Consider the following 17,884-nt stretch of genomic DNA (forward strand, 5'->3'; position numbering starts at 1 on the left):
ATTTTTTTATTTTCTGTATTCAGTTTCTTCTATTATCTTAATTCCTTTGCTATTAATTTTTGAAATGTGTATATCAAAATCAATTCCTGTTTTTTCGTAAATATCTTGTATCGCAGTTGCTACGTCGTTTGCAACCTTCATACCTTTGCTAAGTGCAAAAATAGAAGGTCCCGAACCCGATATCCCAGAACCTAAAGCACCTTTTGCAATAGCTGCATTTTTAACATTGTTAAATTCAGGAATTAAAATAGATCGTAATGGTTCGATAATTACATCATCTAAACTTCTACCGATTAGATCATAATCTTCTGTGAACAATCCAGCAACAAACCCTCCTAGATTACCCCATTGATGAATTGCCTTTTTTAAAGTTACTTTATGTTTGATTACAGATCGGGAATCTGATGTTTTTACTTCTATTTGCGGATGAATAACGGTCATTACCAGGTCTTCTGGAGAGTGTAGTTTTATAATATCCAATGGGTCGTAACTGCGTACCAAAGTAAATCCACCAAGAAGGGCAGGGGCAACATTATCTGCATGTGCGTTACCGCTTGCAAGTTTTTCCCCTTCCATTGCAAATTTTACCAATTCATGTGTGGTAAATGGATTACCTAATAAATGGTTTACCGCCCAAACAGCACCAGAGCTACTGGCAGCACTACTTCCTATTCCACTACCTGCTTTTATCTTTTTATAAATCTCAATAGCGACTCCAATATTTTCTCCGTATGCTTTAAGAAAAGCTTCAACAGCAACACCAGCAACATTTTTATGAGTCTCCATCGGAAGATTAGCTCCTTCAATCTTTGTTATTTTTACACCAGGATCAGCTGTGATAGAAATTACCATTTCGTCACCAACATTATCCAGGCAACATCCTAATACATCAAATCCGCAAGAAAGATTGGCAACCGTAGCAGGAGCAAATATTTTGATACTTTTCATTTGTTGTTTTTTTAGTACGTTTTATTCGTCAGACCGACATTTTATACTATTTACTTTTACCAATCCTTATAATATCTGCAAAGATACCAGAAGCAGTAACTTCGGCTCCGGCACCGGCTCCTTTAACAATTAAAGGTTGTTTAGGATATCTATCGGTATAAAAAAGTACAATATTATCACTTCCTTCTAGATTATAAAAGGGATGATCAACTGGTATATGTTGTAATCCTACTTTGGCATTTTCTGCTTCATATTGTGCTACATACTTTAGTCGACATTGTTTTTTGTTGGCTTCTGCCAGGATTTCTTTAAAATGATCTTCGTTTTTGGCTAGTGAATTAAAGAACTCGTCTACACTTTTGGATTCTAAACTTTCCTGAGGAAGAAATGCTTCATTCTCTATATTTTCAAGCTCCATAACTTTTTCACTTTCGCGGGCAAGGATCAAGATTTTTCGAGCAACGTCAACACCGCTTAAATCAATCTTAGGATCTGGTTCTGTATATCCTTCTTGCTGAGCCTGTTTTACGATATCATGAAAAGTAACTTCTTCGGTGTAATTATTAAATACAAAATTAAGACTGCCAGATAATACAGCTTGTATTTTATGAATATTATCTCCAGAAGCGATTAAGTTATTAAGTGTATCGATGATTGGTAAACCAGCTCCAACATTGGTTTCATATAAAAACGGAGCATTAAATTTTCTGGAGAGATCTTGTAACTCTTCATAATTCGAATATTCATCGGCACATGCAATTTTATTACAAGTTACTACAGCCATACTTTCTGCCAGATAGTGTTTATAAATCTTAGCGATATTAGGATTTGCAGTATTGTCTACAAAGATAGAATTACGTAGATTCATTTCTTTTGCTTTTGCAAAAAATGATTCTGCATTGGCTTTTTCTCCTTGGGCAAGGATTTCTTGCCACTCATCAAGATCAATTCCATTTTCATTAAACGCCATTGTTTTGGAGTTTGACATCCCGACCACACGAATTTTTAAACGTAGTTTATTTTTTAAATATTTATTTTGTTGCTGAAGCTGTTCAAGTAATTTACTTCCTACATTTCCAACACCAGTTATAAATAAATTAAGCTGTTTCGTTTTTACTTCAAAAAATCGTTCATGTAGTATGTTTAAGGCTTTTTTGATGTCTTTTTTTGCAATTACGACAGAGATATTTTTTTCTGAAGCACCTTGTGCAATAGCTCTTATATTTACATTGTTTTTACCTAGTGTACTAAACATTTTGCCACTTAATCCCTGGTGATGGTACATATTATCACCAACCAGTGCGACAATAGCTACATCATTTTCTATTTTAACGGGATCTAGTTTATGTTTAGAAATCTCAAATTCGAATGTAGTATCCAAAATAGTCTTAGCTTTCTCTGCTTCAGAAGCTTCGACAGCAAGGCATATAGAATGCTCAGACGAAGCTTGTGTAATAAGGATTACATTTATGTTTTCTAAAAATAGCGCTTCAAATAAACGTTTTGAAAAACCAGGAATGCCAACCATGCCACTTCCTTCCAGAGAAATGATCGAGATACTATCTATATGACTAATTCCTGTAACAGGTTTTTTTCGTTCTTCTACTTTTCGAGTGATAAAAGTTCCTTGATCCTTAGGTTTAAAAGTATTTTTAATCACTATAGGAATATTCTTTTCTAATACAGGATGTATAGTAGGAGGGTAGATTACCTTAGCTCCAAAATGAGAAAGCTCCATAGCTTCCTGATATGAAATATGACATACTGGCTTTGCTTGTTTTACTAATTTTGGATTGGCAGTAAATAGCCCACTTACATCTGTCCAGATTTGTAATTCGTTGGCATCGATAGCCGCAGCTAGAATAGCTGCAGTAAAATCAGACCCGCCTCTTCCTAATGTTGTGGGTTCACCATCCTGTGTTCTTGCAACAAAACCAGGAAAAAGACTTACTTTATGCGTATTGTTATTTGCAAATTCTTTGATTCGGGCATTAGTTTCTTTATAATCAATTATAACTTTAGAATTACTCGTTTTAACAATAAGCTCTCTAGAGTCTTTTAAAACAATATCTAAACCTTTTATTTTGGCTGCTTCTGAGATAATATACGAAGAGAGCATCTCCCCAAAACTTGCGATTACGGCAGCAGTTTTTGGGGATAATTCACTTAATAAATATACACCTTCACACAATGATTCTAAGGCGTTTAGCTCTGCTTTAACTTTACTTATTATTGCACTTTGAGATACGATAGGAATAAGAGTTTTTACAGCCTCAAAATGTCTTTTTTCGATTTCTGCCAGTGTGTTTTTATAATTTTCATTATTAGCAGAAGCCTCCTCTCCGGCTTGTAACAACAAATCTGTAATTCCACCCATTGCAGAAACAACTACATATAAGGGTTGATTTTGTGATTGTTGTTTTATGATTTCTATTACACTTTCTATGGTTGATGCGTTAGCGACAGAAGAACCTCCAAATTTTAGAACGTTCATAATATATTATATTTTTTAAGTTGAAAATTATTAATAAAAGCTTTGTTTGTAATTCTTTTTTTATGAATTACATACATGGTCCGGTGGTAATATATAAATGAACTAACCCCTAAGGGTAATAATAGTAATAGTACCTGTTGTAATAGAAGAAGCCTCAGATACGATAATCGTTCCTAAGATAAATAATAAAGCCGATAAAAAAATGGTACTAAACATTTGTTTGCTTTACTTTGCGTGTTCAAATGTATAATTTTTTACTTTTAAAGAAAATTAAATTAACGGCATTCTTAAACTTTTGCTAATTCAATAATTAATAACTTATTTCATTGTGTAATTCATAAAAAAAGCATGAAACTGGCTAGATTAAAATTGTATTTAGTGAATTTGAGAAAGGATTATTTAATTTATTAAAAACTCTCAACATAGAGTTTCTAATATAAAAGCATGAACTAATAGAATACATATTAATACTTATAGATAGATGAAAATATTTTCTGCGCAACAAATGCGTATGGCAGATGAAGCTACAATGGTTTCGGCTAAGATCACATCATTAGAATTGATGGAACGTGCTGCAACACAAATTTTTAATTTGATTCATAGCAGACTACAGGGGTCTCCAATTATGATCCACGTTTTTTGTGGTATTGGAAATAATGGAGGAGATGGACTAGTCGTTTCGAGATTACTGTTGGAACATGGGTATAATGTAAAAACTTATATAGTAAATTTTAGCGATAACAGATCACAGGAATTTTTATCTAATTATGATCGATTAAAAGAAATAGCCAAAGATTGGCCAATCCAGCTTAAATGTGAAGAGGATTTTCCTCAACTTAAACGTGAGGATATAATTATTGATGCCATTTTTGGTATTGGACTTAACAGACCGCTGGTGCCTTGGGTGGTTTCTTTGATCAAACATCTTAATACTTCAAGGTGTTTTAAACTTTCTGTAGATATTCCATCTGGTTTGTACTCTGATAAAGCTCCAGATGATCCCGAAGGTGTTATTTTTGCTAATGTTACGGTTACGTTTCAATTACCTAAACTTGTTTTCTTTTTACCAGAGACCGGCATGTATACGCAAGACCTGGAGGTAATTGATATTGGATTAGACCGTAATTTTCTAATGCAAAATCCCGGTATCGGCGTCTTGATTAATAAGAATGAAATATTACCATTATATCGACCAAGACATAAATTTAGTCATAAAGGAACTTATGGCCATTGTGTAGTGATAGGAGGTAGTTATGGTAAGATAGGAAGTGTGGTTTTGGCGACTAAAGCTGCCTTGAAAACAGGTGCAGGCCTGGTTACTGCTTATATCCCAGAATGTGGATATGAAGTACTTCAAACCACAGTTCCGGAAGCTATGGTAATTGCAGATAGTGATGACGAATTAGAAGAAATTACTCTGGATTTTACACCTGCAGCTATCGGAATTGGAATTGGTCTTGGAACTGGTGAAAAAACCATTAGTGCATTTGAAGAGTTTTTAAAAGAAAATACATCTCCTCTTGTTATAGATGCAGACGGGATTAATATTTTGGCGAAAAAACCTGAATTTCTAGATAAACTTCCAAAGAAAACTATTTTAACACCACATCCTAAAGAGTTAGAACGACTAGTTGGTAAATGGAAAGATGATTTTGATAAAATCGAAAAAGCAAAAGCATTTTCAAAGCAATATGATTGTGTTGTAATAATTAAAGGAGCTAACTCTATAACTGTATTTGAAGATCAATTGTACGTGAATAACACTGGGAACCCGGGAATGGCAACTGCAGGAAGTGGTGATGTACTTACAGGGATGATTACCAGTTTATTGTCTCAAGGTTATGATCCTTTACATGCTGCTGTTTTTGGAGTCTATCTACATGGAAGTTCGGGAGACATAGCTGTTCAAAAAACTGGTTTTGAAGGATTGATCGCTAGTGAAATCATATCTCATATAGGTCCTGCTTTTATAGAATTGTTTAAGAGACCTAATGTTGAAGGGCAACAAGAGAAATAGAGAATGCATTTTTACATAGGAAGAATGTGTTTTTGTATACAATTTTGTAAGTGTTTTGGAGTTAATTTTAGTGTAATCTAATTACATTTGATAGATAATTAAAAAGCAAAATGATGACAAAAACAAAATTATTAATAGCTGCTCTGCTTTTTGGAGTGCTATTCAATTCGTGTTCTAGTGATGATGATGGCCCAGCGGTTGCCATAATAGAATTAGAGACGATCGGATTAAAGGCTCTTACAGGAGGAACCTCTTATCAAGGATGGATTATCGTTAATGGGCAACCTGTTAGTACTACTAAATTTACTAACCCTGCAGGAGTTGTTCGCTTAGAAGTATTTGCATCTGACCTGGCAAGTGCAACTCAGTTCATATTGACAGTAGAACCAGTGGGAGATATTGATAACGGGCCTTCTGATACAAAAATTTTGACCGGTAATTTTAATGGTAATTCTGCACAACTTAGTTTTCCACCAGTAGTTGCTGATCTTTCTAATACATCGGGTCAGTTTTTCTTGGCAACTCCTACAGATAATGCCGGAGGTGTAGATAATGGTAATGATGAGTTTGGAGTATGGTTTATGAATGGTGCTAATGCTCCTGGGTTATCTCTACCTACACTGTCTAACGGATGGAAATATGAAGGCTGGGTAGATTTCGGAACTCAAACTTTATCTACAGGTACTTTTTCTAATGTTAGCGGTGTTGATGATGGAAATTTCTTTAAAGGCTCAGGAGGAGATGTTCCTCCGTTCCCTGGAGAAGATTTCCTTGTCTTACCTACCCAAGTTCCGATTACAGGAATTACACTTCCTGCTGCTGTAACAAGTAAAAGAGTATTTATTACAGTTGAGCCTGTTGGAGATGGTGATCCGGCTCCGTTTTTTATAGAACCTCTTAGTGCAAATGCTGGAATCACAACAGGATCTGGAAATCCTGTTACGATGTTGTCTAATACTGTTGTTCCTTCAGGAATTGTAAAAAGACCAAATTAATTTTTTAAATAGATATAGTATACTAAAAAAGGCTGTTTGAAATGCTACTTTTCAAACAGCCTTTTTTAATATTATAAACTTTAAAAGCATGTTGTATATATTACCTCCTTGGATGAAAACTATGTATAACTTCACTTAAATGACTTCGGTCGATATGCATGTATATTTCTGTAGTCGTAATACTTTCATGTCCTAACATTAATTGAATAGCTCTTAAATCGGCACCATTTTCTAAAAGATGAGTAGCGAAGGAGTGTCTAAAAGTATGTGGACTAACCTGTTTATGGATTCCTGCTTTTTCTACCAATCGTTTTATGATTGTAAAAATCATTGCTCGGGTGAGTTGTCTCCCTCTTCGGTTTAAAAATAAGGTGTCTTCATGCCCCTTTTTGATATCAATATGATTGCGGATTTCTGAAGTGTAAATATTGATATATTTTTGGGTGGTTTCTCCTATAGGTACAAAACGTTGTTTATCACCTTTTCCGGTAACACTAATGTACCCTTCATCAAAAAAAAGACTTGATTTTTTTAGAGTGATAAGTTCGCTTACTCGCAAACCACATCCATAAAGAGTTTCAATAATTGCACGATTACGTTCTCCTTCTGGTTTGCCAAGATCGATTTGAGCAATAATAAGATCTATTTCTTCTACAGATAGTGTATCGGGTAGTTTTCTACCTATTTTTGGAGACTCTATAAGTTCCATTGGGTTAGATTCTCTATAATCTTCAAAAACAAGATAATTAAAGAAGCTTTTTAATCCAGAAATAATTCTTGATTGTGAACGAGGATTAACCAGTTTTGCTATTTCAAAAATAAATTGCTGAAGTATTTCTTTTTCAATAGAAAGGGGAGTAGTTACTATATCCTGATGTTCGAGAAATTTTAATAACCGCTGAATATCAAGAGTGTAGTTAATAATTGAGTTTTCAGACAATCCTCTTTCAATTTTTAGGTAATGTTTGTAGTCTTTTATTGCGTGGTCCCATTTCATTACAACTAAGATATGATATAAAAGAAAACCATCCCAATTTACTTATAGATGGTTTAGAAATAATAAATCAAATGTTTTTATAGGTGTATAACAAATCCTATGTTTAATTGAAAAGCGTCTTTGTGAAACCGATCATCTAAGCTAAAATTGTATCGTAATCCAGGTTCAATACTTACCTTATCTCCTAGAAAAAAAGCATACCCTCCCTGAACACCAAAATAGGATGGATCTTGATTAAGGTCTGTACTTGCACCATTATAATCGATTTGTACAGGGATCACTCCAATAATATAATATTTGGCTCCTATTTTATATGAAAAAGAATCGAATGATTCAGAGTCTCCACCTTTATCTACAGATCCATAACCTAAACCTGCTTTTAGAGATAAATCATCCATAATAAAATAACCCACTTCGGCACCAATATTAAAGGTTGATCCTCCATTATCAGAAAAACTTGTAAATTGAATACTCGTATTAGAAGCACTTGCCGCTCCAAAATTTGTATTAGCTTCGATTAGCCATTTGCCTTTAGTGGTTTGACCATTGTTTTGAGCATTTGCAAAGACAAAACTTAGTATAGCCAAAGTAATTAATACCGTTTTTTTCATAATTCATTTATTGGATTTAAAATTGGTTGCTAAACTATCCAATTTGTTAGTACGAAAAGTTAATTAGTTATTAATATTTTAGATACTAATTTTGTACGTGTATTCTTTATTAGGGAAAGAATAAAAGATTAATTTATGGTCGAACATTAATCTTCTAAAACTATTTTAATAATGACGTCTAAGAGTATTCTAAACTATTGAAGCGCATTTTTTGTTTGTAGATTCAGGTTTTTTAAAAAATAAAACTACTTTTGAGTAGTAATAGTATTTATTATATGATGAAGAAATTTTTTCTTATTGTTTCTGCCCTAATGATGATCACATCTTTAACTGCTCAGCAAGAGAGTGAAGAATTATATACTCGTGCAGGATTTAAATTTGGACTTAATTATGCAAATATAACCGGAGATATAAAAAATACAGATGCCCGGGTACGAATGCACCTGGGGGCTGTTATAGAGTTTCCTGTATCTCAACGGTTTTTTGTGCAGGCAGAAGTATTGTATACAGCACAAGGATATAAAGTTGATGAAAATGGAGAAGAAAATAAGATTAGCTTAAATTATTTAACATTGCCTATTATTGCTAAATATTATTTCACAGATAAATTTAGCCTGGAGACAGGGCCTCAATTGGCTATATTGGCAAATGCTACAGAATCTGCAGAGGATACTCCCGATGAGTTCTTTGATTCTTTTAATAGTTTTGATTTTAGCTGGGGATTCGGAGCTGGATATAAGTTAGAATCTGGTTTGTTTTTCCAATTACGATATAATCTGGGCTTAACAAATATTAATGATATTGATGCGTTAAACATAGATTTTAAACATTCTGTTGCGCAATTATCGGTTGGATATTTGTTTAAAACTAAGAATAACCGAAGACAAGATCCTAATATCGAATAATAAGCATGTAATGCATAATTGTTTATTATTGGTTAATTACTAAAAAATTAAGCGCGTGAAATTATTAATCATAAATGGTCCTAATCTAAACCTTCTTGGGAAAAGAGAACCAGACGTATATGGAAATCAAACTTTTGATGAGTTCTTTACTCAATTACAATCTGATTTTTCTACACTAGAGTTATCTTACTATCAATCTAATATAGAAGGGGAGTTGATCACTAAACTACAGGAAGCAGATGATTGGTGTGATGGGGTTATCCTTAATGCAGGTGCATATACTCATACTTCTATTGGTATCGGAGATGCTATAAAGGCAATATCAATTCCTGTTGTAGAAGTCCATATATCAAATACTTTTGGCAGAGAAGAGTTTAGACATCAATCTTATATATCACCTAACGCAAAAGGTGTTATTCTTGGGTTTGGTTTACAAAGCTATATACTGGCAATACAAAGTTTTTCTACAAAATAGTTCAGAATAAATACCTATTTTAAAGTAATTAATACAAAAACGCCTTATTATCCAAGATAATAAGGCGTTTTTTATGATATATAACTTATTTATAAATGAATTACTTCATCGTATGCGTCTGCTACCGCTTCCATTACAGCTTCACTCATTGTTGGGTGAGGATGGATAGCTTTTAATACTTCGTGACCAGTAGTTTCTAATTTTCTACCTAATACAGCTTCTGCAATCATATCGGTAACTCCGGCACCAATCATATGACAACCTAGCCACTCCCCATATTTCGCATCAAAAATTACCTTTACAAAACCATCTTTGGTTCCTGCAGCACTCGCTTTACCCGAGGCAGAAAAAGGGAATTTTCCTACTTTTAATTCGTAACCAGCTTCTTTGGCTTGTTTTTCGGTCATTCCTACACTGGCAATTTCTGGAGAAGCATATGTACATCCAGGGATATTTCCATAATCGATTGGTTCTACATGCATTCCTGCGATTTTTTCAACACAGGTAATTCCTTCTGCAGAGGCAACATGGGCCAGGGCAGGGCCAGGGACTACATCACCAATTGCATAAATTCCCGGGATATTAGTCTGATACCAATCGTTTACTACAATTTTATCTCTATCTGTAGCTATACCTAATTCTTCTAATCCTATGTTTTCTATATTGGTTTTGATACCCACTGCAGATAATACAACATCTGCTTCTAGGATTTCTTCTCCTTTTTTGGTTTTTACAGTTGCTTTTACTCCATCACCACTTGTATCTACACTTTCTACAGAAGAATTAGTCATTACCTTAATTCCTGCTTTTTTGAAATTACGTTCGAACTGTTTTGATACTTCTTCATCTTCAAGAGGAACGAGGTTAGGTAAAAATTCTACGATGGTAACCTCTGTACCCATTGCATTATAGAAATGTGCAAATTCGACTCCAATTGCTCCCGATCCAACCACAATCATCTTTTTGGGTTGAGATTCTAAGGTCATTGCTTGTCTGTAACCAATTACTTTTTTACCATCTTGAGGTAAATTAGGTAACTCTCTAGATCTAGCTCCTGTAGCTATAATAATATGTTTTGCTTCATAATCAGTTGCTTTTCCATCTGCATCTGTTACTGTTATTTTATTACTGGCTTTTAATGTACCAAAGCCTTCGATAACATCGATTTTATTTTTCTTCATAAGAAACTGAACTCCTTTGCTCATTCCTTCTGCCACACCACGACTACGTTTTACAACTGCATCAAAATCTTTATCAAATTTGTCTACAGTAAGACCATAATCAGAAGCATGTTTTAGGTATTCGAATACCTGAGCACTTTTTAATAGTGCTTTTGTAGGAATACATCCCCAGTTTAAGCATACTCCGCCTAAGCTTTCTTTTTCAATTACTGCGGTTTTAAACCCTAATTGTGAAGCTCTAATTGCAGTTACATAACCTCCGGGACCGCTTCCTAAAACGATGATATCATATGTGCTCATAAATGTCGATTTTTTGAAGTCACGAATTTAAGGATAATTCAGCTAACCAAAAAAGGAATTAAGTATTCCCTAAGAATAAGATTTTCATTAAAAAGGATAAAAAAACACCATGTTATATAAACATGGTGTTAATTTTTAATGTTTTTTGTTATGATTAGTGCTTATTGTAAAGCATAATTGAATTATGTATTTCTTTAAAATTTCAGCTTAAGTTCTCTTTTTACAGTATTAAAATCAGAGAAATCTATTTTTGAATTTTTTGCAAATGTTGAAGGTATAACTACAATCCTGAAAGACTGATTGTCTGTAATATCAGCATCCAATGCATTTAGATCATCACTCTCTAAAAATATATCAATACTTGCAATATTTTGTGCCTCATTAAAAATAAAATTGAATTGAAATTGAGCAAACTCACCAGGAGCAAAGAAAAAAGTCCTTGGTAAGGGTTCCCATACATCAACCTGAGCTGTAGACTTTTCAGGATCGAGTACATAAACCAACGCAACATCTGAGTCTAACACATTAACATTGTCTGGTACTACAGCTTCTATTCGAAAGTTATTAGCTGTATTAAATGTTCCTGTTACTTCAAAAGTATTTGCTATAGTATCAAAATCTGTATCATCATCGTTAGAACAAGATGTAAATATAAATGTGGCTAGACATAGTAGTGCGAAAATTTTTCTCATGAATTCTAAATTTTATTTATTATCGATTTATTTTTTATTAAAGTCTATACTAACAGAGTTTACACAATAACGCTGACCTGTAGTTGTCGGGCCATCATTAAATACATGGCCTAAGTGACTACCGCAATTCGCACATAATATTTCTGTACGTATCATACCGTGCGATGTATCTTTTATATATTCTACACTTCCTTCTATTGATTCATCAAAACTTGGCCATCCACATCCCGAATCAAATTTAGAAACACTTTTAAATAAGGGGACATCACAAGCCATGCAGGTATACACTCCATCTTCGAAATGCATATTATACTCTCCGGTAAACGGTCTTTCGGTTCCTTTTTGTCTTAACACTCTATATTGTTCTTCTGTTAGCTTTTCTTTCCATTCAGCTTCAGATTTTTGTATCGAATACTTGCTCATTTCTTTACTCATTAGGTTTAAATACTAGAGCATCACCATTAATGCAATGTCTCATTCCTGTCGTTTCTCTGGGACCATCACTAAATACATGACCTAAATGTCCACCACAAGTAGCACATAAGAGTTCGGATCGAGCATATCCTAATTTGTGATCTATATCCTTATCGATACTACCTTCTATTGCACGGTCAAAACTTGGCCAACCTGTCCCGCTATCAAATTTGTATTTACTTTCGTATAACGGAGTATTACATGCTGCACAATGAAATGTACCATGAGCATACAATTTGTTTAAAGGACTAGAAAATGGTCTTTCTGTTCCGGCTTGCCTAAGAATATAGTATTGCTCGGATGTTAGAATCTTTTTCCATTCGGCATTCGTTTTAGAAACGGCATACACTTTATTCTCTTTTTTACCTTCTTTTTGCGCTGTACTTGTACAACTTATTGCCAGAATACTAATACATACTACAATAAAACGTTTCATAGTTTTTCTAATTTTTTATTAAAGTTATACCTAAGTAGTCGTATAAACTGGCTAAGAATAACTAATCAATAACTATTCCAAAATAAATTCTATGATTTTGGATATTACTTTTGGGTCTCCCAAAATTTTTCGATGGCCTAATTGTTCAGTTAGAAGCAGTTGCCCGTTTTCTAGATTATTAATGATTTCATGAGCTGCACTATAATGTACGTCAACATCATTTTTGTCATGTACTACCAGAGTAGGTATTTTAACACCAGAAGCAGAGGTTGCTCCAGAGTAATTGTCAAGATCTTCTCCATACCTTTTATCAAAGTATGTTTTTAATAAACGACCTACTTTTTGGTTTAATTGTAAGTTTTTTGCAAAATTTTTAGTGATTGCAGTGATGCTATTGGCAGTACCAATAATAACAAGGGATTTGATTTGTAATCCAAACCGAGTAGTTCTTAATAACGACATTCCGCCTAATGAATGTCCTATTGCTGTTTCAAATGGACCGTGAGTTTTTTCTAATTGATGTATTGTTTCGATAAAAAAGGGTAGCATACTTCTTTTTCCCGGAGCATGACCGTGTGCCGGAGCATCAAAACTTACAGTGCTATATCCATGTTCTAATAATTGATCTGCAATTTTAGAAAGTTGCGTTCCGCTTCCGGACCAACCGTGAGCTAAAAGAATTTTCTTATCAGAATTTCCATAGTTATAGACGATAACTTCTCGGTTAATTTTTTTAATTCGAATTCTTTCCTTTTTGCTTTTTTCATACATTTCTTTCTCTCTGTCCGGCATTTTATAACCAAAAGGAGTTAAGAATATTCTGGCGGCAAATCTTGAAGCCAGAATAGGGGATATCCAATTCAATATTTTTGCAGTATATACAATAGATTTAGGAATTAAAAGTGCCTGTACAGGAATTAGGTCTTTGTCTACTTTAGCCATTAAATAAATAATTAATTGAAAAGGATAAAATTAAAATAACAACTGTTATTGAAATATATAATTATGATAAATTAATAGTATATAAAAAAACGTAAAGAAACAAAAAATGTCTAGTTTTTACATGCATATTTGGACTTATATGAATTCTGATAAGATAGTATAAATAAAATGTAAATAGATCAAATATATCTTCTCAATTCTTTCGTATAACCTTTAAAAGTGTTTAATTTTGTAGTTTATTTTTTAATAGGAGTTACATGGGATTACAACCCAAGAGGGTAGATAAAAAAGAACAAAAAGTACTTTACGATTATCAGAAACGGGATATAGATAAGATATTTAATCGTCTAAAAGAATTTTCCCAGAAATATAATCTGCTGTATCAGCTTCCTACCGGAGGAGGAAAAACGGTTATTTTTTCTGAAATTGTTAGAAGATATATAGAATCTACTCGAAAAAAAGTTGTTGTTCTTACACATCGAATTGAACTCTGTGGTCAAACCTCAAAAATGCTAAGCGAGTTTGGGGTAAAGAATAAAATCATAAATAGCTCTGTTAAGGAACTCGATGATCAAAACGAATATATGTGTTTTGTTGCAATGGTAGAAACCCTTAATAACAGGCTTAATGATGATCATTTAGAACTACACAATGTAGGAATGGTTATTATTGATGAAGCTCATTATAATTCGTTTAGAAAGCTTTTTAAATTTTTTAGCAATTGTTTTATCCTTGGAGTTACTGCTACACCTCTTAGTTCTAATATGAAACTCCCGATGAAGGATAATTATAATGAATTGATTGTAGGTGATACAATTAGTTCATTAATTAATAGTGGGTTTTTAGCCAAACCTGTAATTTATACCTATGATGTTGGATTAGGATCATTAAAAATAGGAATGAATGGTGACTATACTGTAAAATCTTCAGAAGATTTGTACACCAACATGCTAATGCAGGATAAACTATTACATGCTTATGAGGAAAGATCAAAAGGAAAAAAAACATTGATTTTTAATAACGGAATCAATACTTCTATTTATGTTTATGAAACTTTTAAAAAAGCAGGGTATCCCATTCGTCATCTTGATAACACAAATAGTAAGCAGGAAAGAGAAGATATTTTGGCATGGTTTAAAAATACAGATGATGCAATACTTACTTCTGTAAGTATTCTTACTACGGGATTTGATGAACCTACAGTGGAGAGTATTATTCTTAACAGAGCGACAAAATCACTTACATTATATTTTCAGATGATTGGTAGGGGATCTCGTATATTACCTACTAAACCAGAATTTTCAATAATCGATTTAGGAAACAATACTGCAAGATTTGGGTTATGGAATTCTGATGTTGACTGGCAATCTATTTTTAGGTCGCCGGATTTCTATTATGATAATCTGGTAGGGGATGAAGAGATAGAACGTAATTTTAAGTATGTATTACCAGAGGAGTTAAGAAAAGAGTTTTTAAAATCTGATGATATAGAGTTTGATATCGAAGCCGAATATGCAAAAACAAAACGTTATGGATATAGAAGCTTAACAGTTCTCGAAAAATCTATAGAACAACATGCAGTAATGTGTGTGCAAAATAGTGAAGATGTTTTTGATGCACGAATCCTAAGTAAACTTTTGGATCAGGACATAGAATATCGTGTACGTAGATACTCTTATTGTATTAGTAAAAGCACTAAAAACTACAGAGATTGGTTAGAAGAAGATTATAAACGAAAATTGAGATCTAAAATCAATCAACTATTCATGGATGAGTAATAACGTAATCTACCACTAAAGAATAGTATATCTCGAATATATTCTTTAATGGTAAATTATCACTTTAATATATTATACTATATATTCTTTTTGTAAAGCTATTTCAACTGCACTTTCTGCGTGAATTTTTGTGGTATCGAATACAGGAATATCAACATCATCTTGCTTGATCAATAATGGTATTTCTGTACATCCCAGAATTACACCTTCTGCACCTTCATGCTCTAATGCTTTTATAATTCGTTTAAATTCTTCTCTAGAACTATCTTTGATATTTCCGAGTACCAGTTCTTTATAAATTATCTGGTGAATAAGCTCACGGTCATTTTGATTGGGAAGTACTATTTCAATATCGAACTCTTTTAAGGTATTTCTGTAAAAATCTCTCTCCATTGTAAATTTGGTACCGAGAAGAGCTAGTTTTTTTAATCCTTTAGACTTAATATTTTTACCTGTAGCACTTGCAATATGTAGAAAAGGAACTGAGGTACTCTTAATTATTTCCTCACTACATAAATGCATGGTGTTTGTACATAGAATTATCAAATCTGCTCCGGCGTTTTCTAATTGTTTTGCAGATTTAACCATTAATGTATTTAACTCATCCCAATCATCATTACGTTGTAAATTTTCGATTTCTGCAAAGTCGACAGAAGCTAAAATACATTTGGCAGAATGAAAACCTCCCAAAAGTTCTTTTGTATGTTTATTAATCAATTCATAATAGAGAGCCGATGATTCCCAGCTCATTCCCCCAATTAGTCCTATAGTTTTCATGAGTTTTAATTTTATAGATTATTCTTTTTTTTAATTTTTTTTCAAAGATTAGATTTCTATTTCTCCTATCAGGTATGGAACCGAATGTCCGCTAAGGAAAACCCGATCTCCTTCTAATTTACAATCTAACTCTCCTCTACGAGCAGACAATTGCTGAGCTTTAAGGTCATTTTTTCCTAGTTTTTTAGCCCAAAATGGAACCAAAGAAGCATGAGCAGAACCTGTTACCGGATCTTCGGGTTGAATAATACCATTTGCATCAAATACACGAGAAACAAAGTCTACGTGTTTTCCCTCGGCAGTGATTACAATACATAAATAGGGTAGGTCTTTAAGTAAATCGAGTTTAGGATTTTCATTTAGTACTTCTTCTTCAGACGAAAGTCTGATTACCAAATCACGAGCAGCAAAAGTAGCAATAGGTTTTGCTTTCAAAGCTTGGTGAATTTCGGATGGAATTTCAACAGGTTCTGGTGGTCTCGAAGGAAAATCTAATGTGATTGCTCCATTATCCTCTTTTTTAGCTTTTAGAATTCCGCTTTTTGAAGAAAACTTAACTTCATTAATAGAAGTATCAAGATAATTGAAAATTACATATGCCGATGCAAGTGTAGCATGACCACATAAGTCAATTTCTGCATGAGGCATAAACCATCTTATTTCGTAGATGTTATCTTTTTTTACAAAAAAACCAGTTTCTGCCAAATTATTTTCTACTGCAATATTCTGTAGAGTTTGATCTTCTAACCAATGTGGCAAATGGCATATTGCCGCTGGATTACCTCCAAATAATGTTTTAGTAAAAGCATCGATCTGATACATTGAAATTTTCATGATTTTATGTGTTTCGTTGTTAATATTTTTTACAAATAGTACCTGTGTTATTATTATTAAATAGTTGTTTGTAGCTATCTACTACATCTGTAATATGAACAGGGTAGTATCCAGCAAATTTTTGATCTTCGGGAAAATCTCCTGCAATAGCACCAGGAGCTACAACATTTAGCCGAATTCCTCGATCCAGTTCTTTTGATGCAGCATGAACAAAACTATGCAAAGCCCCATTTACCAGTGATAACCCGACAGCATTGGGTTCATAATGCTCTGCCAGAATACCGGTTGTTAAGGTTATTGAGGCATTGTCATTTATATACTCTTTTGCTACATGTACAAGGTTTACCTGCCCCATTAGTTTACTACGTATCCCGATGTAATAATCTTCTTCGGTTAATTCTGATAATGGTTTCCAGGAAGCTGTGCCTGCTGCATTAATTACTGCATCTATTTTAGGTAGTTTTTCAAATAATGCTTTTATAGATTTTTTATCCGTAATATCGATAGGGTAGGATTTACTATTTCGATGAGCACCAAATACATTGTCGTACTCATTCTTTAGAGTGTTATAAATTGCACTGCCTATTGTACCGGTGGCACCAATAACTAAGATTTTCATACATTTTTTCTTTTTAGATGGTTTCTAATTTATCCTGCGTTAAATTTCCTGGAGCATTCCCTGTATTGATTGTAGTGTTGGGTTCGAAGAGCATTACAGAAACTTCTTGATCTGCTACGGGTCTATGTTCTGTTCCTTTTGGAATAATCAAAAACTCATTAGCCTTTAAGTGTACGGTTCGATCACGAAACTCCATTTTAAATTCACCATTTAGAACATAAAACATTTCATCTTCGTTATCATGTTTATGCCATACAAATTCACCTTTGAACTTAACTAACTTTACATGTTGTCCATTAAGTTCGCCAATAATTCGTGGATTCCAATGATCAGAAAAGAGAGAGAGCTTGTCGTTGATGTTTACTTTTTCTATATTCATTTTAATATTATTATAATTATATATTTAGTT

At 33.3% G+C, this 17,884-nt stretch carries 18 protein-coding genes; 5 read left to right on the forward strand and 13 right to left on the reverse strand.

Annotated features, from left to right (window positions below; all coding sequences use genetic code 11):
- Nucleotides 1-6: 6 nt before the first annotated feature.
- A complete protein-coding gene (locus ATO12_RS01740) occupies nucleotides 7-948 on the reverse strand; it encodes a homoserine kinase (protein WP_034238096.1) in 942 nt (313 codons plus the stop codon).
- 46 nt (nucleotides 949-994) lie between these two features.
- Complete coding sequence (gene thrA / locus ATO12_RS01745; RefSeq protein WP_034238097.1) at nucleotides 995-3,442, reverse strand: bifunctional aspartate kinase/homoserine dehydrogenase I; 2,448 nt, start codon at nucleotides 3,440-3,442, stop codon at nucleotides 995-997.
- Between the two features lie 481 nt (nucleotides 3,443-3,923).
- On the opposite strand from thrA, the gene ATO12_RS01750 reads away from it, so the two are divergent.
- Together ATO12_RS01750 and ATO12_RS01755 are read left to right on the forward strand one after the other, a co-directional pair.
- A complete protein-coding gene (locus tag ATO12_RS01750; RefSeq protein ID WP_034238099.1) occupies nucleotides 3,924-5,459 on the forward strand; it encodes a bifunctional ADP-dependent NAD(P)H-hydrate dehydratase/NAD(P)H-hydrate epimerase in 1,536 nt (511 codons plus the stop codon).
- A gap of 113 nt (nucleotides 5,460-5,572) precedes the next feature.
- Nucleotides 5,573-6,454 (forward strand): anti-sigma factor, encoded by an 882-nt coding sequence (locus ATO12_RS01755; protein ID WP_051575525.1) that lies wholly within the window; start codon nucleotides 5,573-5,575, stop codon nucleotides 6,452-6,454.
- A 100-nt stretch (nucleotides 6,455-6,554) separates the two neighbouring features.
- Here the strand turns inward: ATO12_RS01755 and xerD are convergent, their stop codons facing one another.
- Nucleotides 6,555-7,451: a site-specific tyrosine recombinase XerD gene (gene xerD / locus ATO12_RS01760; protein ID WP_034238104.1), complete on the reverse strand. Its 897-nt coding sequence runs from the start codon at nucleotides 7,449-7,451 to the stop codon at nucleotides 6,555-6,557.
- Between the two features lie 77 nt (nucleotides 7,452-7,528).
- Nucleotides 7,529-8,062: a hypothetical protein gene (locus ATO12_RS01765; protein ID WP_034238106.1), complete on the reverse strand. Its 534-nt coding sequence runs from the start codon at nucleotides 8,060-8,062 to the stop codon at nucleotides 7,529-7,531.
- A gap of 275 nt (nucleotides 8,063-8,337) precedes the next feature.
- Between ATO12_RS01765 and ATO12_RS01770 the strand changes: the two genes are divergently transcribed.
- Entirely contained in the window at nucleotides 8,338-8,967 is a 630-nt protein-coding gene (locus ATO12_RS01770; protein WP_081801936.1) for a porin family protein, read from the forward strand.
- Nucleotides 8,968-9,022: 55 nt separating this feature from the next.
- Nucleotides 9,023-9,442 (forward strand): type II 3-dehydroquinate dehydratase, encoded by a 420-nt coding sequence (gene aroQ, locus ATO12_RS01775; RefSeq protein ID WP_034238107.1) that lies wholly within the window; start codon nucleotides 9,023-9,025, stop codon nucleotides 9,440-9,442.
- A gap of 89 nt (nucleotides 9,443-9,531) precedes the next feature.
- Here aroQ and lpdA read toward each other — a convergent pair whose 3' ends face one another.
- From lpdA to ATO12_RS01800, 5 genes are all read right to left on the reverse strand, one after another.
- Nucleotides 9,532-10,923, reverse strand: a complete 1,392-nt coding sequence (lpdA, locus tag ATO12_RS01780; RefSeq protein ID WP_034238108.1) for a dihydrolipoyl dehydrogenase — start codon at nucleotides 10,921-10,923, stop codon at nucleotides 9,532-9,534.
- 194 nt (nucleotides 10,924-11,117) lie between these two features.
- A complete protein-coding gene (locus ATO12_RS01785) occupies nucleotides 11,118-11,615 on the reverse strand; it encodes a hypothetical protein (RefSeq protein WP_034238110.1) in 498 nt (165 codons plus the stop codon).
- A gap of 27 nt (nucleotides 11,616-11,642) precedes the next feature.
- Nucleotides 11,643-12,038 carry a peptide-methionine (R)-S-oxide reductase MsrB gene (gene msrB, locus ATO12_RS01790; protein WP_034239145.1) on the reverse strand — a complete coding sequence of 132 codons (396 nt, stop codon included), beginning with the start codon at nucleotides 12,036-12,038 and terminating at the stop codon, nucleotides 11,643-11,645.
- A 4-nt stretch (nucleotides 12,039-12,042) separates the two neighbouring features.
- Nucleotides 12,043-12,525, reverse strand: coding sequence for a peptide-methionine (R)-S-oxide reductase MsrB (msrB, locus tag ATO12_RS01795; RefSeq protein WP_034238111.1), 483 nt, complete (start codon nucleotides 12,523-12,525; stop codon nucleotides 12,043-12,045).
- Nucleotides 12,526-12,597: 72 nt separating this feature from the next.
- Complete coding sequence (locus ATO12_RS01800; RefSeq protein ID WP_034238112.1) at nucleotides 12,598-13,467, reverse strand: alpha/beta hydrolase; 870 nt, start codon at nucleotides 13,465-13,467, stop codon at nucleotides 12,598-12,600.
- A gap of 257 nt (nucleotides 13,468-13,724) precedes the next feature.
- Here ATO12_RS01800 and ATO12_RS01805 point away from each other — a divergent pair, with 257 nt between their 5' ends.
- On the forward strand, nucleotides 13,725-15,245 hold the full coding sequence (locus tag ATO12_RS01805; protein WP_034238113.1) for a DEAD/DEAH box helicase: 1,521 nt from the start codon (nucleotides 13,725-13,727) through the stop codon (nucleotides 15,243-15,245).
- Nucleotides 15,246-15,317: 72 nt separating this feature from the next.
- Here the strand turns inward: ATO12_RS01805 and ATO12_RS01810 are convergent, their stop codons facing one another.
- From ATO12_RS01810 to ATO12_RS01825, 4 genes are read right to left on the reverse strand one after another with little or no spacing between them, the layout of a single operon-like run.
- Nucleotides 15,318-16,022 carry an aspartate/glutamate racemase family protein gene (locus tag ATO12_RS01810; protein ID WP_034238117.1) on the reverse strand — a complete coding sequence of 235 codons (705 nt, stop codon included), beginning with the start codon at nucleotides 16,020-16,022 and terminating at the stop codon, nucleotides 15,318-15,320.
- Nucleotides 16,023-16,070: 48 nt separating this feature from the next.
- On the reverse strand, nucleotides 16,071-16,856 hold the full coding sequence (locus ATO12_RS01815) for a PhzF family phenazine biosynthesis protein (RefSeq protein ID WP_034238118.1): 786 nt from the start codon (nucleotides 16,854-16,856) through the stop codon (nucleotides 16,071-16,073).
- A 19-nt stretch (nucleotides 16,857-16,875) separates the two neighbouring features.
- Nucleotides 16,876-17,475 carry a short chain dehydrogenase gene (locus tag ATO12_RS01820; protein ID WP_034238121.1) on the reverse strand — a complete coding sequence of 200 codons (600 nt, stop codon included), beginning with the start codon at nucleotides 17,473-17,475 and terminating at the stop codon, nucleotides 16,876-16,878.
- A 13-nt stretch (nucleotides 17,476-17,488) separates the two neighbouring features.
- A complete protein-coding gene (locus ATO12_RS01825) occupies nucleotides 17,489-17,854 on the reverse strand; it encodes a cupin domain-containing protein (RefSeq protein WP_034238124.1) in 366 nt (121 codons plus the stop codon).
- Between the last annotated feature and the right edge of the window lie 30 nt (nucleotides 17,855-17,884).

The organism is Aquimarina atlantica (assembly GCF_000626715.1).
Classification (GTDB): Bacteria; Bacteroidota; Bacteroidia; order Flavobacteriales; family Flavobacteriaceae; genus Aquimarina; species Aquimarina atlantica.

Coding starts and splice junctions, on each gene's coding strand:
- ATO12_RS01740 (WP_034238096.1), bottom strand. CDS start 948: ATGAAAAGTATCAAAATATTTGCTCCTGCTACGGTTGCCAATCTTTCT.
- thrA (WP_034238097.1), bottom strand. CDS start 3,442: ATGAACGTTCTAAAATTTGGAGGTTCTTCTGTCGCTAACGCATCAACC.
- ATO12_RS01750 (WP_034238099.1), top strand. CDS start 3,924: ATGAAAATATTTTCTGCGCAACAAATGCGTATGGCAGATGAAGCTACA.
- ATO12_RS01755 (WP_051575525.1), top strand. CDS start 5,573: ATGACAAAAACAAAATTATTAATAGCTGCTCTGCTTTTTGGAGTGCTA.
- xerD (WP_034238104.1), bottom strand. CDS start 7,451: ATGAAATGGGACCACGCAATAAAAGACTACAAACATTACCTAAAAATT.
- ATO12_RS01765 (WP_034238106.1), bottom strand. CDS start 8,062: ATGAAAAAAACGGTATTAATTACTTTGGCTATACTAAGTTTTGTCTTT.
- ATO12_RS01770 (WP_081801936.1), top strand. CDS start 8,338: ATGATGAAGAAATTTTTTCTTATTGTTTCTGCCCTAATGATGATCACA.
- lpdA (WP_034238108.1), bottom strand. CDS start 10,923: ATGAGCACATATGATATCATCGTTTTAGGAAGCGGTCCCGGAGGTTAT.
- ATO12_RS01785 (WP_034238110.1), bottom strand. CDS start 11,615: ATGAGAAAAATTTTCGCACTACTATGTCTAGCCACATTTATATTTACA.
- msrB (WP_034239145.1), bottom strand. CDS start 12,038: ATGAGCAAGTATTCGATACAAAAATCTGAAGCTGAATGGAAAGAAAAG.
- msrB (WP_034238111.1), bottom strand. CDS start 12,525: ATGAAACGTTTTATTGTAGTATGTATTAGTATTCTGGCAATAAGTTGT.
- ATO12_RS01800 (WP_034238112.1), bottom strand. CDS start 13,467: ATGGCTAAAGTAGACAAAGACCTAATTCCTGTACAGGCACTTTTAATT.
- ATO12_RS01805 (WP_034238113.1), top strand. CDS start 13,725: ATGGGATTACAACCCAAGAGGGTAGATAAAAAAGAACAAAAAGTACTT.
- ATO12_RS01810 (WP_034238117.1), bottom strand. CDS start 16,022: ATGAAAACTATAGGACTAATTGGGGGAATGAGCTGGGAATCATCGGCT.
- ATO12_RS01815 (WP_034238118.1), bottom strand. CDS start 16,856: ATGAAAATTTCAATGTATCAGATCGATGCTTTTACTAAAACATTATTT.
- ATO12_RS01820 (WP_034238121.1), bottom strand. CDS start 17,475: ATGAAAATCTTAGTTATTGGTGCCACCGGTACAATAGGCAGTGCAATT.
- ATO12_RS01825 (WP_034238124.1), bottom strand. CDS start 17,854: ATGAATATAGAAAAAGTAAACATCAACGACAAGCTCTCTCTCTTTTCT.